Genomic DNA, 16,562 nt, shown 5'->3' with positions numbered 1-16,562 from the left:
CCCGCAGACATCCGGGCGCGTGAAGGAGCCCGACTGTCGTGGGTGGAAGAGACCTCCGGTAGCGACGACGCTGAAATTTGCCGTTACTACTGCCGGAGGCGCAGTGAATGTTTCCGTGGCCCTGTGGGTCCTGACCATCGTGGGTCTCGCCGCTCTGATCGCGGTGGACTTCTTCATCGGGCGCAAGCCTCATGACGTATCAATCAAGGAAGCCGGTATCTGGACGGTTGTCTGGATAGCGCTGGCCGGGCTCTTCGGCCTGGGGCTGCTCGTCTTCAGTGGCGGTGAGCCCGCCGGTGAGTTCTTCGCGGGCTTCATCACCGAGAAGTCATTGAGCGTCGACAACCTCTTCGTCTTCGTCCTGATCATGGCGAAGTTCGCAGTGCCCTCGCAGTACCAGCAGCGGGTGCTCCTCGTCGGTGTCCTCATAGCGCTCGTCCTGCGGGCGATATTCATCGCCGCCGGCGCCGCGATCCTCGCGAGCTTCGCGTGGGTGTTCTACATCTTCGGTGCCTTCCTCATCTGGACCGCCTGGAAGCTGATCCAGGAGGCCCGCACCGACGACGAGGACGAGGAGTTCGAGGAGAACAAGCTGCTCAAGGCTGTCGAGAAGCGATTCGGTGTGGCCGATCGCTACCACGGCACCAAGCTGTGGATCGAGGAGAACGGCAAGCGGATCATGACGCCGATGCTGGTCGTGATGCTCGCGATCGGTACCACGGACGTCCTGTTCGCCCTCGACTCGATCCCGGCGATCTTCGGCCTGACCCAGGACCCGTACATCGTCTTCACCGCCAACGCCTTCGCCCTGATGGGACTGCGTCAGCTGTACTTCCTCATCGGCGGCCTGCTGAGGAAGCTGGTCCACCTCTCGTACGGACTGTCGGTCATCCTCGGCTTCATCGGCGTCAAGCTGGTGCTGCACGCGCTGCACGAGTCCGGCGTCCACGTACCGGAGATCTCCATACCGGTCTCCCTCGGCGTGATCTGTGGGGTCCTGGTCATCACCACGATCACCAGCCTGATCGCCTCCAGGAAGCAGGAGGCGGCCGAGGCGGCGCAGAAGGAGAGCGAAGGCGCTCCGAAGGACAGCATCGGCGCCTGACCACGTCGGACGTAGGAACAACCACCATCGGGAGCGGGGCGCGGCGAATTGCCGAGCACCGTTCCCGGTGCTTCGTTGGGTGGTGAGCGTCCCTTGCCGGGGACGCCACGGCCGGGTGGAGGAATCGTGGACACAGCGACGAAGTTCGTTCAGATCATCGACATCGAGACCGATCGGATGGAGGAGATGCGGGCGCTGGTCCAAGAGACCGACAAGCGCCTCGCCGGCCGAGTCGGCGGACCCACGCACCGCCTCGTTCTGCAGGACAGGAACCAGCCCAACAGGTTCCTGGTGATGATCGAGTTCGAGTCGTACGACGAGGCCATGCGCAACAGCGACGACCCCGAGACGAGCAGGATGGCGGAGCAACTGGCCTCGCTGTGTACGAGGCCGCCGTCCTTCACCAACTGCGACGTACGGGAGACGGCCGAGCTGAAGTAGCGGCAGCGGGACACGACGCCGGGTTCCGCAGCGGCAGGCGGGACCCGTGCCGCGTGGCGCTCCTGGCCCGCCGAACCGGTGAGGGAGACGGGGGCAAGGGGCTCGGGGTACGGGAGTATGCGTCCGGCATTTCGGGGCACCAGCCGAAGCCGGGGAAGATCGCGAAGGGTAGGGGCATTGCAGTGTGGAGGACCGTCTGCGGGGCCGGCGTGAGGGAGCGTGCGCGGATCGGCGTGGGTGTGCGTGGCCCGAGCCCGTCTGCGAGGATCGCTGAATGATCGTCACGTTGCGGTCGCTCGTGACGCGGTGGACGGCCGTCGTGCCGGTGGCCGCGGTCGTCCTGCTGGTGTTCACGTGGGGACGAGATCTTCCCGGCGCGGTCGTCGCGCTGGTGACGCTGGTCCTCGCGGGAGCGGTGCTGGCCGCTGTGCATCACGCCGAGGTGATCGCCCACCGGGTCGGTGAACCCTTCGGCTCTCTGGTGCTGGCCGTCGCCGTCACGATCATCGAGGTCGCCCTGATCGTCACGCTGATGGCGGACGGCGGGGACAAGAGTTCCACCCTGGCCAGGGACACCGTCTTCGCGGCCGTGATGATCACCTGCAACGGCATCGTCGGACTGAGTCTCCTCACCGCCTCGATCCGTCACGGGACTGCCGTCTTCAACCCGGAGGGCACCGGCGCCGCCCTCGCGACGGTCGCGACGCTGGCCACGCTCAGCCTGGTGCTGCCGACGTTCACCACGAGCAAGCCGGGCCCCGAGTTCTCCACGGCCCAGCTCACTTTCGCCGCGCTCGCCTCGCTGGTCCTGTACGGACTGTTCGTGGCGACCCAGACCGTGCGGCACCGTGACTACTTCCTGCCGGTCACCCGGCAGGGCGAGGTCATCACCGCGGACGCTCACGCGGAGCTCCCGACCGCCCGCGACGTCCGGATCAGCCTGGGGCTGCTGGGCCTGGCGCTGATCGGCGTGGTCGGCCTCGCGAAGGGGGTGTCGCCCACCATCGAGTCCGGGGTGCAGGCAGCCGACCTGCCGCACGCCGTCGTAGGTGTGATCATCGCCCTGCTCGTGCTGCTTCCCGAGACCATCGCCGCGCTGCGCTCCGCGCGGCGTGACCGGGTGCAGACCAGCCTGAACCTCGCCCTCGGATCCGCGATGGCCAGCATCGGCCTGACCATCCCCGCCGTGGCCCTGGCGTCCATCTGGCTGTCCGGGCCACTGGTCCTCGGCCTCGGCTCCACCCACATGGTGTTGCTCGCCCTGACCGTCGTGGTCGGTTCGCTGACGGTGGTGCCCGGGCGGGCCACGCCGCTCCAGGGAGGCGTACATCTGGTGCTGTTCGCCGCCTACCTGGAGCTGGCGATCAACCCCTGACCACCGCCGCAGGTCACTCCGTGGCCGGTACGGCGGCGAGACGGGGCATCGGCCGGGTCTCCGGCAGCAACGCGAAGCACCCCAGGCTGAACAGCGCGATGCCCGTCAGATAGACGCCCACGCCCCACGGGACCCGGCCCCCGTGCCCGGCGAGCGCCGTCGCCACGATCGGTGTGAGCGCGCCGCCGATAACCCCGCCGAGGTTGTAGCCGACCGCGGCGCCCGTGCACCGTACGCGGGGCTCGTACAGCTCCGGCAGATACGCCGCGACCACCGCGAACATCGTGACGAACGCGATCATCGCCACCAGGAAGCCGAGGAACATCAGCAGCGGTTCGCCGGTCGACAGCAGTGCGACCATCGGACACATCCACAGGGCGGCGGCCCCGCAGCCGGTCAGACACAGCGGCCGGCGACCGTAGCGGTCCCCCAGGAGCGCCATCACGGGTGTCAGGGCGCCCTTGACCACCACCGCGGCCATGATGCAGGCCAGCATGACGGTACGGCTGACGCCGAGCCGTTCGGTCCCGTAGGCGAGGGACCAGGTCGTCACCGCGTAGAACACCGCGTATCCGACCGCGAGCGCGCCCGCCGTCAGCAGGACCAGCCGCCAGTGGTCGCGCACCACCTCGGCGAGCGGCACGCGCGCGTGGTCGTCGATCTCCAGGAAACTCGGGCTCTCGGCGAGCGACGAACGCAACCACAGCCCTGCCAGGGCGAGCACGCCGGCAGCCCAGAACGGCACCCGCCACCCCCACGAGGCGAACTGCGCCTCCGTGAGGGACGCCGACAGCGCCAGCATCACGCCGTTGGCGAGCAGGAAGCCCACCGCGGGGCCGGTCTGCGGGAAGCTCGACCACAGAGCGCGCCGTTCGGCGGGCGCGTGCTCCGCGGTCAGCAGGACCGCCCCGCCCCACTCTCCGCCGAGCCCGAGCCCCTGGAGGAAACGCAGCACCAGGAGGAGGACGGGAGCGGCGGTGCCGATCGACTCGTACGTCGGAACGCAGCCGACCGCGACCGTCGACGCCCCGGTCAGCAGTAGTGAGGCGACGAGGACCGGCCGCCGCCCGCGCCGGTCCCCGATGTGCCCGAACAGCACCGACCCCAGCGGCCGGGCGACGAACCCCACACCGAACGTCCCGAAGGCGGCCAGCGTCCCGGCCACCGGTGAGAACGTCGGGAAGAACAGTGGCCCCAGAACCAGTGCGGCGGCGGTGCCGTAGACGAAGAAGTCGTAGAACTCGATGGCCGTCCCCGCGAGCGAGGCGGCGGCCAGCCGCACCATGGAAGGCGCCCTTGCCGTGTGTACGTCGCGCATGCCGCGTCAACCACCCACAGCGATCGCACGTTACGGGGGCGCGTGGGGCCGATCGGGATCAGTACGTCACGGTGATGCGCCGGTCGGGACCGTCCACCCGGATCGACCCTCCATAAGGGAGGACGAGTTGCGGATCCGTGTGCCCGAAGTCCACGTCGAAGACGGTCATCAGGCCGGGAGCGTAGGCGCGCAGCGCGCGCTGGACCGCCTCCCGCTGCTCGGCGGCGTAACGGGCGCCCTCGTCGGGGCTGTTGGGGCGCTCGAAGGACCAGGTCTTCGCGCGCCCCATCAGCAGCGCGGAGAAACGCTGGAGCAGTCCGCGCTCGCCCATGTTGCGCAGCGTGCGGAAGACCTCCTCGCCGCTCGGCAGCTCCTCCGAGGTCTCCAGGAGCAGCACTCCGCCGTCGTACTCCGTCGGATCGTGGGAGATCTCGCGGTCGGCCATCAGCAGCCAGCCGAGGATCTCCAGACAGCCACCCCAACTGCGGCCCTCCACCACGCGGTCGGCGTTCAGCCAGGTCCAGCCGGCGCCGGGACGAGTCTCCGGTTCGGCGTCGAAGGTCGAGGGATCCGCCCAGTCGCGGTTGACGTCGTTCCAGCGCTCGGCGGGCCGCAGTTCGTACTCGCCCGAGGTGAACAGGGCGGCCCGCAGGGACTCGCAGTCAGCGGGTCCATGGCCACGGGACGCCCGAGCGCCGTCATCACGGTCGCGCCGTGGTAACCAACGATCCCGGTGTTGTAGAGGTAGGCCAGCAGGTTCGTGTTGTCGCTCATCCCGAAGAACGGCTTCGGGTTCGCCCGGATCAACTTCCGGTCCAGAAACGGCAGCACGGTGATCTGGTCGTCGCCGCCGATCGTCGCGATGACCGCCTTGATGTCCGGGTCGGCGAACGCGGCGTGGATGTCGTCGGCGCGCTCCTGGGGCGTCGAGCCCATCTTCCGGGTCGCCGGATACTCGACCGGTTCGAGCTCGAACTCCTTGCGCAGCCGCTCCAGCCCCAGTTCGTGGGGGCGCGGGAAGAGCCCGGGCAGTCCGGCGCCCGGCGAGATGACGGCTATGCGGTCGCCGGGCGAGGGCTTGGGGGGATAGGCGGGGGTCGTCATGCCGGGAGCGTACGGGCGACCGCACTGTCGGCGCACCGTGATAAACCGGGGCTGAGCAGCGGTCCTCGACGGGCCGCCACCCCCGAACGGACCGGAGGAACCGTGCCCCGCACCCGCACCCTTGCCAACGCCCCGATCATGATCCTGAACGGCCCCAACCTGAACCTCCTGGGCCAGCGTCAGCCGGAGATCTACGGATCCGACACGCTCGCCGACGTGGAGGCCCTGTGCGCCAAGGCGGCGGCCGGGCACGGCGGCACGGTGGACTTCCGCCAGTCCAACCACGAGGGCGAGCTGGTCGACTGGATCCAGGAGGCACGCCTCAGCCACGTCGGCATCGTGATCAACCCCGGCGCCTACTCCCACACGTCCGTCGCGATCCTGGACGCGCTCAACACCTGCGACGGCATGCCGGTGCTGGAGGTCCACATCTCCAACATCCACCAGCGCGAGACGTTCCGGCACCACTCGTACGTCTCACTGCGCGCCGACGGTGTCATCGCGGGATGCGGCGTCCAGGGGTACGTGTTCGGGGTGGAGCGGGTCGCCGCGCTGGTGGGAGCGGCGACAGCGGAGGCGTGACGTACGGCCGCCCCTACAACCGCCCCGCCTCCACGATCCGGCGCAGGAACTGTCGGGTGCGCTCCTGCTGCGGATCTCCGAACACCTGCTCGGCCGTGCCGCGTTCCAGGACCACGCCGCCCTCGAGGAAGCAGATCTGGTCCGCGACATCGCGGGCGAAGCCCATCTCGTGGGTGGCCAGGACCATGGTCATGCCGTCGCCCTTCAGGTCCCGGACGACGGCGAGGACCTCGCCCACGAGCTCCGGGTCGAGGGCCGCGGTGATCTCGTCGAGGAGCAGCAGCCGGGGGCGTACGGCCAGTGCGCGGACGATCGCGGCCCGCTGCTGCTGGCCGCCGCTCAGCCGGTCCGGATACTCGCCCGCCTTCGCGCCGAGCCCGAGCCGCTCGAGCAGCTCACGGGCGTACCGTTCCGCCTCCGCACGGTCCACGCCGTGCACCCGGCGCGGGGCGAGGGTGATGTTCTCCAGGACGGTCATGTGCGGGAAGAGGTTGTACGCCTGGAAGACCACGCCGATCCGGCGGCGCACGGCGTCCTGGTCGGTCCGCGGGTCGGTGATCTCCTCGCCGTCCAGCCAGATCGCGCCGTCGTCGATGTCCTCCAGCAGGTTCGCGCACCGCAGCAGTGTGGACTTGCCGGAGCCGGACGCGCCGATCAGAGCGGTCACCGTGTGCGGGGCGACCTCCAGATCGACGTCCCGCAGGACGACCGTGTCACCGAAGGTCTTGCGCACGGATTCCATACGGAGCACGGGGGAGGAGGTCGACGAGTTGTCCGGGATGCCGCTCACAGTGTTCCTCCCTGCGCCCGCTGCCGGTCCATCCGCGCCGTCACCCAGTCCGTGAAGCGGGTCATCGGGATGGTCAGCGCGACGAAGACCATCCCCGCGACGATGTACGGCGTGTAGTTGAGGCTGCGGCCCACGATGATGTCGGCCGCGCGTACGGCGTCGACCGCGCCGCCGATCGAGACGAGCCCGGTGTCCTTCTGCAGCGACACCAGGTCGTTCAGCAGCGGCGGCACCTGACGTCGTACGGCCTGGGGCAGCACGACGTACCGCAGGGCCTGCCGGTTGGTCAGCCCGAGCGAGCGCGCCGCCGCCCGCTGCGACGGGTGCACGGACTCGATGCCGGCGCGGAACACCTCGGCGACGTACGCCGAGTACGTCAGCGTCAGCGCCGTACCACCGAGAAGCACCGGGTCCACGGTGATGCCCTGGAGCCGCAGCGCCGGGACACCCAGGACGACGATCATCAGGTTGATGATCAGCGGGAGGCCGCGGAAGAAGTCCGTGTACGCGGCGGCCAGCGCGCGCAGCGGGAAGAACACGGGGCCGCGCAGCGTGCGCGCGATGGCGATCAGCATGCCCAGGACGAGCACCGCGACACCGCAGATCAGCAGCAGCCGGACGTTGAGCCACAGCCCTTCGAGGACCTTGGGGAGCGCCTCGCGCGCGTACTGCCCGTTGAAGAACGTCTCCTTGGTGCGCGGCCAGCCCGGGGCGCTGACGACGACCAGATAGAGGACGACCCCGGTGACCAGGGTGGACAGCGCGGCGATCGACGTGGCGCGGCGCGCACGGGTGCGCTTGTACCGCTCACGGTCGAGCCGCCGCCGCGAGGGGACGTAACCGTCGCCCCGGTCCGCCATGTCGCCCGGGTCCTCCTGCCCGGACTCCTCCTTCACTGCGGTCACTTGAGCACCGGAGCGTCGACGGCGTCCGACAGCCACTGCTTCTCGATCGAGGCGAGCGTGCCGTCCTTGCGCAGGGCGTCCACCGCGGTCGTCACGCACGAGGTGAGCGCGCTGCCCTTGTCGAGCACGAGACCGAACTGCTCCGGCGTACCGCCCTGGTTCTCGAACTGCCCGACGATCTTCGCGTCGGTCACCTCGGCGGCGGTGATGTAGAAGGCGGTCGGCAGGTCGACGACGATGGCGTCCACCTGGCCGTTCTGCAGTGCGGACTTGGCCTGGTCGTTCTTGGCGTACGCGGCCGGCTGCTGGGTCGGCTTCACCACGTCGTCGATGTAGTCGAGGCTGGTGGTGCCGACCTGGGCGCCCAGCTTGAGGCCCTTGAGGTCCGCGATGCTCGTTGCCTTCGCGGCCTTGGAGGTCTTCAGCGCGATGACGGCCTGGCGCACGTCGTAGTAGCCGGACGAGAAGTCCACGGCCTTCTTGCGCTCGGCGCTGATCGACACCTGGTTGATGTCGAAGTCGAAGGTCTTCGCCCCGGGCGCGAACGCCTTGTTGAAGGGCACGCTCTGCCACACGACGTTCGCCTTGTCGTAGCCGAGCTGCTGCGCCACCGCGTACGCGACCGCCGATTCGAAGCCCTCACCGTTGGCGGGCTTGCCGTCCTTGAACCAGGGCTCGTACGCCGGCTCGTCGGTGGCGATCGTCAGCTTGCCCGAGGTCTGGGTGGCCAGCTTGCCCTTGGCGCAGGCGGCCGCACCGGCCGTCCCGGTGGGTGTGGTGGCGCTCTTCTCCTCCGGCTGCGGGGCGCAGCCGACAGCGGTGGCGAGCAGGGCGACAGTGGCGGCGGAGAGCGCGCGGCGCAGCATGTAAGGGGCAAGGTGCATGGCGGGAGAGTGGCAGCGGACCGTGCCATTTGTCCAGGTCACACGCGGAATTGTCCGCATGATGGGAACGTGTGTTGCGTTCTTGTGAACGCCGGGGCCGCCGACCGAGGGCGGGGATCGACAGGTCGGCGGCCCGTGCCGCTCAGGAGCCGTCATCCTGGGCGGGGCTGCTTTCAGTGGACTACGCCAGGGCGCACGCCGGGAGCGCGTGCGTACTCCCGGCGCGTGTGTTCGTTTCACACGGGGCGTGCGGCCATCAACTGCACTCCCCTGCTGGGGAGTTCACCACCTCGGGTGCGTGGTTCCCGCCGGTCGGCTCACCAGCCCCGTGCGTGCCACTCCGGCAGCTGGGGCCGCTCCGCACCCAGGGTGGTGTCGTTGCCGTGTCCGGGATAGACCCAGCTCTCGTCCGGGAGCGGGCCGAAGATCTTCGTCTCCACGTCGTGGATCAGGCTGGCGAAGGCCTCCGGGTCCTTGCGCGTGTTGCCCACACCACCGGGGAAGAGACAGTCCCCGGTGAACACGTGCGGATGGCCGTGCGGGTCGTCGTAGACGAGCGCGATCGAGCCAGGCGTGTGCCCGACCAGATGGCGCGCGGTGAGTTCCACGCGCCCGACACGGATCGTGTCCCCGTCGTCGACCGCCACATCCGTCGGTACGGGGATGCCCTCGGCATCGTCCCGTCCCGCGTACGTACGGGCACCGGTGGCCTCCACGACCTCCGCGAGCGCCTGCCAGTGGTCCCCGTGCTGGTGCGTGGTGACGACCGACGCGATGCCGTCGTCACCGATCAGTGTGATCAGCGTGTGGGCGTCGTTCGCCGCGTCGATCAGCAACTGCTCGTCCGTGGCCCGGCAGCGCAGCAGATAGGCGTTGTTGTTCATCGGGCCCACCGCGACCTTGGTGATCATCAGGTCGGGCAACTCGTGCACATCGGCAGGGCCGCCGACCTTCACCGCTCCGCTGTACGTCATGGCGTTCAGCCTATAGCGGCGCCGACGACACTAGAGCGGGGGCAGCGTGGGCAGGACGCCTCCCGGGACGTCGAGTTCCGCTCCGGCGCGGCGGCCGGAGAGCCACCCCAGCAGCTCGGGCGCCGGTCCGGTGACCGTGACCTCGGGCCCGGTCGCCTCGCTTCCCGTGCTCCACGTGCGCGTGCCGTCCGTGATCACGGTGTGCGGCACCTCGGGATGGCCGCTGAACCGGTCGGCCAGGAACGTGATCTCCCGCTCCGTGAACTCCGCCGGGAGGTCTTCGAGCTCGTACCCGATCCCCAGGTCCACGTGGTGCAGCTCGACCTCGGCCCAGCGACGGAACGGCAACCTGGAGGCGATGTCGGTGACCCCGTTGCGCAGCTCCAGCGTGCGCGACCAGTCCGCGGGCGCTGCCCCCGCCTCCTGGAAGCGGGCCGCGCTGTCGCGCACGTCCGAGAGCTGTACGTCGAGAGGGCGTGGGGCGTCCCGCTCGATGCCGGCGTCCCGGGCCTCCCCGGAGACGTACATGGGGCGTCCTTCGAGGGCGTTCACGAGGGCGTCCGCGTTGCGGGCGATGTGGGCGAGGACGTGGCCGCGGGTCCAGCCCGGCAACCGTGACGGTTCGGCCACCGAATCGTTGTTCAATTTCGCGGCTGCGGTGAGCAGCCGTTCCGTCGCTTCGCGTACAGATGCCAGGTCGCGCTCATGATCGGCCATGGAGTCGACGATAGCCCCGCCACACGTTCGGGTGAAGCCGGTGGACCAGGCCCGCAAATCGAATGTGCGTGCTATATGGTCGAGTGCGGCGTCGGGCATGCTGGATGGCCGGGGATTGTTACCGCCCCAGGAATCCGACCGGCGTTGTCAGTGGCTCCCCCTAGTCTGAGAAAGCACGGGGGCCCCGCCCCTGTCACTTCTCCCAAGAAAGGTGCGGACCGGCGTGGCCGACCGTCTCATCGTCCGTGGCGCGCGCGAGCACAATCTCAAGAATGTCTCGCTCGACCTCCCGCGCGACTCGCTCATCGTCTTCACGGGCCTTTCCGGGTCGGGCAAGTCCTCCCTGGCCTTCGATACGATCTTCGCCGAGGGCCAGCGCCGCTACGTCGAGTCGCTCTCGTCGTACGCCCGCCAGTTCCTCGGCCAGATGGACAAGCCGGACGTCGACTTCATCGAGGGCCTCTCACCGGCCGTCTCGATCGACCAGAAGTCGACCTCGCGCAACCCGCGCTCTACCGTGGGCACCATCACCGAGGTCTACGACTATCTGCGTCTCCTCTTCGCGCGCATCGGCAAGCCGCACTGCCCCGAGTGCCGTCGCCCCATCTCGCGTCAGTCGCCGCAGGCCATCGTCGACAGGGTCCTGGAGCTGCCGGAGGGCAGCCGCTTCCAGGTGCTGTCGCCGCTGGTGCGCGAGCGCAAGGGCGAGTTCGTCGACCTGTTCGCGGACCTCCAGACCAAGGGCTACTCCCGCGCGCGGGTGGACGGCGAGACGATCCAGCTGTCCGAGCCGCCCACGCTGAAGAAGCAGGAGAAGCACACCATCGAGGTGGTCGTCGACCGCCTCACGGTCAAGGAGACCGCCAAGAGGCGCCTGACCGACTCCGTGGAGACCGCCCTCGGCCTCTCCGGCGGCATGGTCGTGCTCGACTTCATCGACCTCCCCGAGGACGACCCCGAGCGCGAGCGCATGTTCTCGGAGCACCTGTACTGCCCGTACGACGACCTGTCCTTCGAGGAGCTGGAGCCCCGCTCCTTCTCCTTCAACTCGCCCTTCGGCGCCTGCCCCGACTGCTCGGGCATCGGCACGCGCATGGAGGTCGACGCCGAGCTGATCGTCCCGGACGAGGACAAGTCCCTCGACGAGGGTGCCATCCACCCCTGGTCGCACGGTCACACCAAGGACTACTTCAGCCGCCTCATCACCGCTCTCGCGGACGCGTTGGGATTCCGCACGGACATCCCCTTCGCGGGTCTCCCGCAGCGTGCCAGGAAGGCGCTCCTGCACGGCCACAAGACCCAGATCGAGGTGCGGTACCGCAACCGGTACGGCCGGGAGCGCGTGTACACCACGCCCTTCGAGGGCGCCGTCCCGTTCGTCAAGCGGCGGCACAGCGAGTCGGAGAGCGACGCCAGCCGGGAGCGCTTCGAGGGCTACATGCGCGAGGTGCCCTGCCCCACCTGCCAGGGCACCCGCCTCAAGCCGATCGTCCTCGCGGTCACGGTCATGGAGAGGTCCATCGCCGAGGTCGCCGCGATGTCGATCAGCGACTGCGCGGACTTCCTGGCCGAGCTGAAGCTCGACGCCCGCGACAAGAAGATCGCCGAGCGGGTGCTCAAGGAGGTCAACGAACGGCTGAAGTTCCTGGTCGACGTCGGCCTCGACTACCTCTCGCTGAATCGCGCGGCCGGCACTCTGTCCGGCGGCGAGGCCCAGCGGATCCGCCTCGCGACCCAGATCGGCTCCGGACTCGTCGGCGTCCTCTACGTCCTCGACGAACCCTCCATCGGCCTGCACCAGCGCGACAACCACCGGCTGATCGAGACCCTGGTCCGGCTGCGGGACATGGGAAACACGCTCATCGTCGTCGAGCACGACGAGGACACCATCAAGGTCGCCGACTGGATCGTCGACATCGGCCCCGGCGCGGGCGAGCACGGCGGCAAGGTCGTGCACAGCGGCTCCCTCAAGGAACTGCTCGCCAACGAGGAGTCGATGACCGGGCAGTACCTGTCCGGCAAGAAGGCCATCCCGCTGCCCGACATCCGGCGCCCGCTGGACCCCTCCCGCCGGCTCACCGTGCACGGGGCCCGCGAGAACAACCTGCAGGACATCGACGTGTCGTTCCCGCTGGGGGTGCTCACGGCCGTCACCGGGGTGTCCGGCTCCGGCAAGTCGACGCTGGTCAACGACATCCTGTACACGCACCTCGCGCGCGAACTGAACGGTGCCCGCAGCGTGCCCGGCCGCCACACGCGCGTGGACGGCGACGACCTCGTCGACAAGGTCGTGCACGTCGACCAGTCGCCCATCGGCCGCACCCCGCGGTCGAACCCGGCGACGTACACCGGTGTGTTCGACCACGTCCGCAGGCTGTTCGCGGAGACTACCGAGGCGAAGGTGCGGGGCTATCTGCCCGGACGCTTCTCCTTCAACGTCAAGGGCGGACGCTGCGAGAACTGCGCGGGCGACGGCACCATCAAGATCGAGATGAACTTCCTCCCGGACGTGTATGTCCCGTGCGAGGTCTGCCACGGCGCCCGCTACAACCGGGAGACCCTGGAGGTCCACTACAAGGGCAAGTCCATCGCCGACATCCTGAACATGCCGATCGAGGAAGCCTGCCACTTCTTCGAGGCCGTCCCGGCGATCGCCCGTCACCTCAACACGCTGCACGACGTCGGCCTCGGCTACGTCAGGCTCGGCCAGTCCGCGACGACCCTGTCCGGCGGCGAGGCCCAGCGGGTGAAGCTCGCCAGCGAACTCCAGAAGCGCTCCACCGGCCGCACGGTCTACGTGCTGGACGAGCCGACCACCGGTCTGCACTTCGAGGACATCAGCAAGCTCCTCAAGGTCCTCTCCGGCCTGGTCGACAAGGGCAACACGGTCATCGTCATCGAGCACAACCTCGATGTCATCAAGACCGCCGACTGGGTCGTCGACATGGGCCCCGAGGGAGGCGCCGGCGGTGGTCTCGTCGTCGCCGAGGGCACGCCCGAGGAGGTCGCCGGGGTCGCCACCAGCCACACCGGCAAGTTCCTGCGCGAGGTCCTCGGTGCCGAGCGGGTCAGCGACGCCACCTCGGTGAAGGCCCCGCGCAAGACGGCCGCCAAGAAGGCGGTGGCGGCCAGGTCGACGGCGACGAAGACAGCCGGGGCCACGAAGAAGGCCGCACCGGCGAAGAAGACGACGACTCGGGCCCGCAAGGCCTGAGCTGTCGACAAGCTCGGCAACCACGGCGAACAGAGCAGACACGGCGGCCCGCGGGAACTCCCTGCGGGCCGCCGCACGTTCACCGACCCCCAGCTTCGGCGAACTGCCTCTACAGAGCGCCCAGTTCGACGGCGTACGGGGGTTCCGCTCCCGCTCGTGAGCAGGTGATCGCCGCCGCACGGGCCGCGAGGCGGAGCAGATCGGTCCATCCGTCGGCGCCCAGGTCGGCCAGGGCCGCCGGGGACAACGCGTCCCGGGCCGACAGGCCGTGCAGCAGCGCCGCGTTCACGGTGTCGCCCGCGCCGATCGTGTCCACGACGTCGACCTCCTCGCCGGGTACGGAGTGTTCCGCGCCGTCACGGGTGAAGACGGTCAGCCCGTCGCCGCCTCGGGTGACCACGACGGCACAGGGACCGGCGGCCAGCCACTCGCGCGGAGTCCCGCCGAGCCACTTCGCGTCCTCCTCCGAGAGCTTGAGCAGCGACACCGAGGGCAGCCAACTGGTGAAACGGGCCCGGTAAGCGTCCGCGTCGGGGATCAACACCGCCCTGATGTTCGGATCGAGCGCGGTGAACACGCCCTGTGCGGCAGCGGTCCGCAGCAGTTCCTCGTACGCGCTCGCGCCCGGCTCCAGCACCAGCGAGCAGGTGCCGAAGGACACCGCCCGGGCCGTGTCGGGTAGGCGGGCGGGTGCCGTGAACAGCCGGTCGGCGGTGCCCTCGACATAGAAGGAGTAGGCGGCGGAGCCGTCCACACCGATCGAGGCGACGGCGAGCGTCGTCGGCTCGCTGCCGCGCTGTACGAACGACACGTCGACGCCTGCCTCGCGCAGCCCGTCGAGCAGCGCCTCACCGAAGGCGTCGGACGAGATGCGGGAACAGAACGCTGTGGGGGAGCCGAGGCGGCCGAGAGCGACCGCCGTGTTGTAGGGCCCGCCACCGAGCGCCGGTCGCAGATCCGCGAGGGCGCCCGCCGCACGCGGTACCAGGTCGATGAGTGCCTCACCGGCGACGACGATCATGAGACGGGTCCTTTCTCGGCCTGGCGGGGGTTCTCGGGGTGCTCCCGGTCGCTGCATCCGCACGACTCGCGATGGACGAACGTGCACGGGAGCCGCACGGTTCGCGTAGGGAGGTCCGGGTCGGCCAGGCGGTCCAGGAGCAGACGTACGGCCTGGGCGCCGATGTCCTTGCCCGGCTGCGAGATCGCGGTGAGCCGGGGCGAGAACAGGTCGGCCCAGGCGAAGTCGTCGAAGCAGCACAGCGCCAGGTCGTCCGGCACGGTCACGCCCAGCTCGCGCAGGGCGCGAAGGGTGCCGAGGGTCATCACGTTGTTGGCGGTGACGAGGGCGGTCGGTGGCGCCGCGAGGGAGAGCAGGGCGGCGGTGGCCCGCTCGGCACCCTCCGACTCGGAGTCGCCATGTGCCACCAGGCGTTCGTCGTAGGCCAGCCCGGCGGACGCGAGGCCGATGTGGTACCCGGCGATCCGTTCCGCCGTCGTGCTGAGGCCGGGGCGGCCCGCGACCAGGCCGATGCGCTTGTGGCCGAGTGCGGTGAGGTGAGCCATCAGCCGGGCCATGGGTTCGGCGTTCTCGGCGCACACCTGGTCGAAGCGCGGGGTGCTGTCCGAAGGGGTGTCGAGCAGCCTGTCCAGGAACACTGTTGGAACGTCGTGCCGAGTCAGGTAGGCCACCAGGGCGCCCGGATCCGCCGAGGGGGCGACGATCATGCCGTCCACGCGTCGTTCGTGCAGCAGCTGTACGACCTTGCGCTCGTGCCCGGGGTCGTCGTGCGGGCCGGCGAACAGGAGGCTGTAGCCGTGTTCCAGCGCACCGGCCTCGACGCCCTGGAGGATCTCCGTGAAGTACGGGTTGCTGATCGCCGACACGGCGAGTCCGATGGACCGCGTCCGCGCGGTGACCAGGGAACGGGCCAGCGTGTTCGGGGTATAGCCCAGCACCTCGATGGCGTCGAGGACGGCCTGCCGGGTCGCGGGGCGCACGACACGGGTGTCGTTCAGTACGTGGGAGACGGTCGCCACGGACACGCCCGCGTGCCGCGCCACATCGGCCATCGTCGCCATGCAGTCCCGCCTTCCCGTCCCGACCGGGCTTCGATGGCGGCAAGGTATCGCATGCGCGGGCAGACGTAAACGCTTGCGCAAGCGTTTACGCAAGCGCTTGCGTCACTCCCAGTCCCAGCCGATGCCCAGGATCCCCGGTCGCAGCCTCGGTTCGACGAGGTGGACCGAGCGGTGGCGGGCACTCACCGTCAGGTCCTGGCGGCCACTTCTGGGTGCCGCGGCCGAATGCTGGGCGAACCGGTGGCAGCGCACCGGCAGGGACCCGTCGTCGAAGCGGACCTGGAGCGCGTACTGGCCGCCCGCCACGCCGAATCCACGCACGTACTCACGGGAAACGCCCGCGGTGCCGTCCTCCACGGCGTAACGGAAGAGGAACGTATCGCCTGCTCGCAGCCGCGTGTCGAAGAGGAGTTCGGCGACGAGCACCCCGGTGTCGTGGTGCCGGCGTATCCGCCCCGTGCGGCAGTTCTCCATGGCGTGGACCGACATACGGTCCGGCGCGCAGCCGGGGTCGCCGTGGTGCACGGCGACGAAACGGTCGGTGCCGTCCCGGTGGGCGCGCACGATGTGGTGGGCCTCGCGGGTGAGAAGTTCACGGTGCGTGCCGATCCGTACCCGTTCGTGCAGACCGAGGGTGTGCAGACCGCCGTCGAGCGGCGCCTCCAGCTCCGTCAGCAGCTCCTCCAGGGCTCCGGAGGCCTCCACCAGGGAGCGGTACGAACGCCCGGCGGGACATTGCGTGCCGGCGCGTTCGTCGTCCTGGGAGAGCAGCTGGATCAACGATTCGTCCGGTAGCTGGAGGATCTCCTCCAGCGCCCTCACGGCCCGCAGCGACTCGGGCCGCTGCGGGCGGCGGGCACCCTGCTGCCAGTAACTCAGGCTGGTGACGCCGACCTTGACCCCGTACCGCCACAGATGGTGCTGGACGCGCTGCAGCGGCAGCCCGCGCGCGGTGATCGCGGCCCGCAGGGCCACATGGAAGGGGCCGTTTCGCAGAGCCGTCTCCAGTTCCGCGGTGGCGTCCTCCGCGACGACGTCGTCCGCGTGCGGTGTGCCTCGGCGCATGCAGGG

General features: G+C 69.5%; 14 protein-coding genes and 1 pseudogene. 5 read left to right on the top strand and 10 right to left on the bottom strand.

What is annotated here, in order from left to right; translation table 11 throughout:
• The first annotated feature begins 103 nt into the window (after window positions 1-103).
• The 3 genes from G3I56_RS38320 to G3I56_RS38310 all read left to right on the top strand — a co-directional run bounded on the left by G3I56_RS38320 (window position 104) and on the right by G3I56_RS38310 (window position 2,921).
• Window positions 104-1,105 carry a TerC family protein gene (locus tag G3I56_RS38320; RefSeq protein WP_343240178.1) on the top strand — a complete coding sequence of 334 codons (1,002 nt, stop codon included), beginning with the start codon at window positions 104-106 and terminating at the stop codon, window positions 1,103-1,105.
• Between the two features lie 126 nt (window positions 1,106-1,231).
• Window positions 1,232-1,546, top strand: a complete 315-nt coding sequence (locus tag G3I56_RS38315) for a hypothetical protein (protein ID WP_164417349.1) — start codon at window positions 1,232-1,234, stop codon at window positions 1,544-1,546.
• Between the two features lie 274 nt (window positions 1,547-1,820).
• A complete protein-coding gene (locus G3I56_RS38310) occupies window positions 1,821-2,921 on the top strand; it encodes an ionic transporter y4hA (protein WP_164417347.1) in 1,101 nt (366 codons plus the stop codon).
• A gap of 13 nt (window positions 2,922-2,934) precedes the next feature.
• Here G3I56_RS38310 and G3I56_RS38305 read toward each other — a convergent pair whose 3' ends face one another.
• Complete coding sequence (locus G3I56_RS38305) at window positions 2,935-4,206, bottom strand: MFS transporter (protein ID WP_164417462.1); 1,272 nt, start codon at window positions 4,204-4,206, stop codon at window positions 2,935-2,937.
• 91 nt (window positions 4,207-4,297) lie between these two features.
• A pseudogene (locus G3I56_RS38300) lies at window positions 4,298-5,343 on the bottom strand (S66 peptidase family protein).
• Between the two features lie 138 nt (window positions 5,344-5,481).
• Between G3I56_RS38300 and aroQ the strand changes: the two are divergent.
• Window positions 5,482-5,925 carry a type II 3-dehydroquinate dehydratase gene (gene aroQ / locus G3I56_RS38295; RefSeq protein ID WP_164417459.1) on the top strand — a complete coding sequence of 148 codons (444 nt, stop codon included), beginning with the start codon at window positions 5,482-5,484 and terminating at the stop codon, window positions 5,923-5,925.
• A gap of 13 nt (window positions 5,926-5,938) precedes the next feature.
• On the opposite strand, the gene G3I56_RS38290 is transcribed toward aroQ, so the two are convergent.
• From G3I56_RS38290 to G3I56_RS38270, 5 genes are all read right to left on the bottom strand, one after another.
• A complete protein-coding gene (locus G3I56_RS38290) occupies window positions 5,939-6,667 on the bottom strand; it encodes an amino acid ABC transporter ATP-binding protein (protein ID WP_164417456.1) in 729 nt (242 codons plus the stop codon).
• Between the two features lie 44 nt (window positions 6,668-6,711).
• A complete protein-coding gene (locus G3I56_RS38285; protein ID WP_164417345.1) occupies window positions 6,712-7,620 on the bottom strand; it encodes an amino acid ABC transporter permease in 909 nt (302 codons plus the stop codon).
• Window positions 7,617-8,504 (bottom strand): ABC transporter substrate-binding protein, encoded by an 888-nt coding sequence (locus tag G3I56_RS38280; RefSeq protein ID WP_164417342.1) that lies wholly within the window; start codon window positions 8,502-8,504, stop codon window positions 7,617-7,619. Before G3I56_RS38280 ends, G3I56_RS38285 begins: the two co-directional genes overlap by 4 nt.
• A 317-nt stretch (window positions 8,505-8,821) precedes the next feature.
• The gene (locus G3I56_RS38275; protein ID WP_164417339.1) at window positions 8,822-9,478 is read right to left on the bottom strand and encodes an MBL fold metallo-hydrolase; all 657 of its coding nucleotides are present in this window, start codon (window positions 9,476-9,478) and stop codon (window positions 8,822-8,824) included.
• 30 nt (window positions 9,479-9,508) lie between these two features.
• Entirely contained in the window at window positions 9,509-10,195 is a 687-nt protein-coding gene (locus G3I56_RS38270) for a maleylpyruvate isomerase family mycothiol-dependent enzyme (RefSeq protein ID WP_164417336.1), read from the bottom strand.
• Window positions 10,196-10,418: 223 nt separating this feature from the next.
• Between G3I56_RS38270 and uvrA the strand changes: the two genes are divergently transcribed.
• Window positions 10,419-13,409 carry an excinuclease ABC subunit UvrA gene (gene uvrA / locus G3I56_RS38265; RefSeq protein ID WP_164417334.1) on the top strand — a complete coding sequence of 997 codons (2,991 nt, stop codon included), beginning with the start codon at window positions 10,419-10,421 and terminating at the stop codon, window positions 13,407-13,409.
• Window positions 13,410-13,518: 109 nt separating this feature from the next.
• On the opposite strand, the gene G3I56_RS38260 is transcribed toward uvrA, so the two are convergent.
• The 3 genes from G3I56_RS38260 to G3I56_RS38250 form a co-directional block, all read right to left on the bottom strand.
• Complete coding sequence (locus G3I56_RS38260) at window positions 13,519-14,430, bottom strand: carbohydrate kinase (RefSeq protein WP_164417332.1); 912 nt, start codon at window positions 14,428-14,430, stop codon at window positions 13,519-13,521.
• Window positions 14,427-15,491, bottom strand: coding sequence for a LacI family DNA-binding transcriptional regulator (locus tag G3I56_RS38255; RefSeq protein ID WP_164417330.1), 1,065 nt, complete (start codon window positions 15,489-15,491; stop codon window positions 14,427-14,429). Before G3I56_RS38255 ends, G3I56_RS38260 begins: the two co-directional genes overlap by 4 nt.
• Before the next feature lie 102 nt (window positions 15,492-15,593).
• Window positions 15,594-16,556: a hypothetical protein gene (locus G3I56_RS38250; protein WP_164417328.1), complete on the bottom strand. Its 963-nt coding sequence runs from the start codon at window positions 16,554-16,556 to the stop codon at window positions 15,594-15,596.
• Window positions 16,557-16,562 lie beyond the last annotated feature (6 nt).

It is taken from the genome of Streptomyces sp. SID12488 (assembly GCF_010548275.1).
Taxonomy (GTDB): Bacteria; Actinomycetota; Actinomycetes; order Streptomycetales; family Streptomycetaceae; genus Streptomyces.
Note: the sequence above shows the minus strand (reverse complement) of the source record. Positions and strands in the feature narration are given on the sequence as shown.

What these genes read in the sequence shown, in the direction of transcription:
- G3I56_RS38260 (WP_164417332.1), bottom strand. Translation starts at nt 14,430, where the DNA reads ATGATCGTCGTCGCCGGTGAGGCACTCATCGACCTGGTACCGCGTGCG.
- G3I56_RS38255 (WP_164417330.1), bottom strand. Translation starts at nt 15,491, where the DNA reads ATGGCGACGATGGCCGATGTGGCGCGGCACGCGGGCGTGTCCGTGGCG.
- G3I56_RS38290 (WP_164417456.1), bottom strand. Translation starts at nt 6,667, where the DNA reads ATGGAATCCGTGCGCAAGACCTTCGGTGACACGGTCGTCCTGCGGGAC.
- G3I56_RS38305 (WP_164417462.1), bottom strand. Translation starts at nt 4,206, where the DNA reads ATGGTGCGGCTGGCCGCCGCCTCGCTCGCGGGGACGGCCATCGAGTTC.
- G3I56_RS38280 (WP_164417342.1), bottom strand. Translation starts at nt 8,504, where the DNA reads ATGCACCTTGCCCCTTACATGCTGCGCCGCGCGCTCTCCGCCGCCACT.
- aroQ (WP_164417459.1), top strand. Translation starts at nt 5,482, where the DNA reads ATGATCCTGAACGGCCCCAACCTGAACCTCCTGGGCCAGCGTCAGCCG.
- G3I56_RS38275 (WP_164417339.1), bottom strand. Translation starts at nt 9,478, where the DNA reads ATGACGTACAGCGGAGCGGTGAAGGTCGGCGGCCCTGCCGATGTGCAC.
- G3I56_RS38270 (WP_164417336.1), bottom strand. Translation starts at nt 10,195, where the DNA reads ATGGCCGATCATGAGCGCGACCTGGCATCTGTACGCGAAGCGACGGAA.
- G3I56_RS38250 (WP_164417328.1), bottom strand. Translation starts at nt 16,556, where the DNA reads ATGCGCCGAGGCACACCGCACGCGGACGACGTCGTCGCGGAGGACGCC.
- G3I56_RS38310 (WP_164417347.1), top strand. Translation starts at nt 1,821, where the DNA reads ATGATCGTCACGTTGCGGTCGCTCGTGACGCGGTGGACGGCCGTCGTG.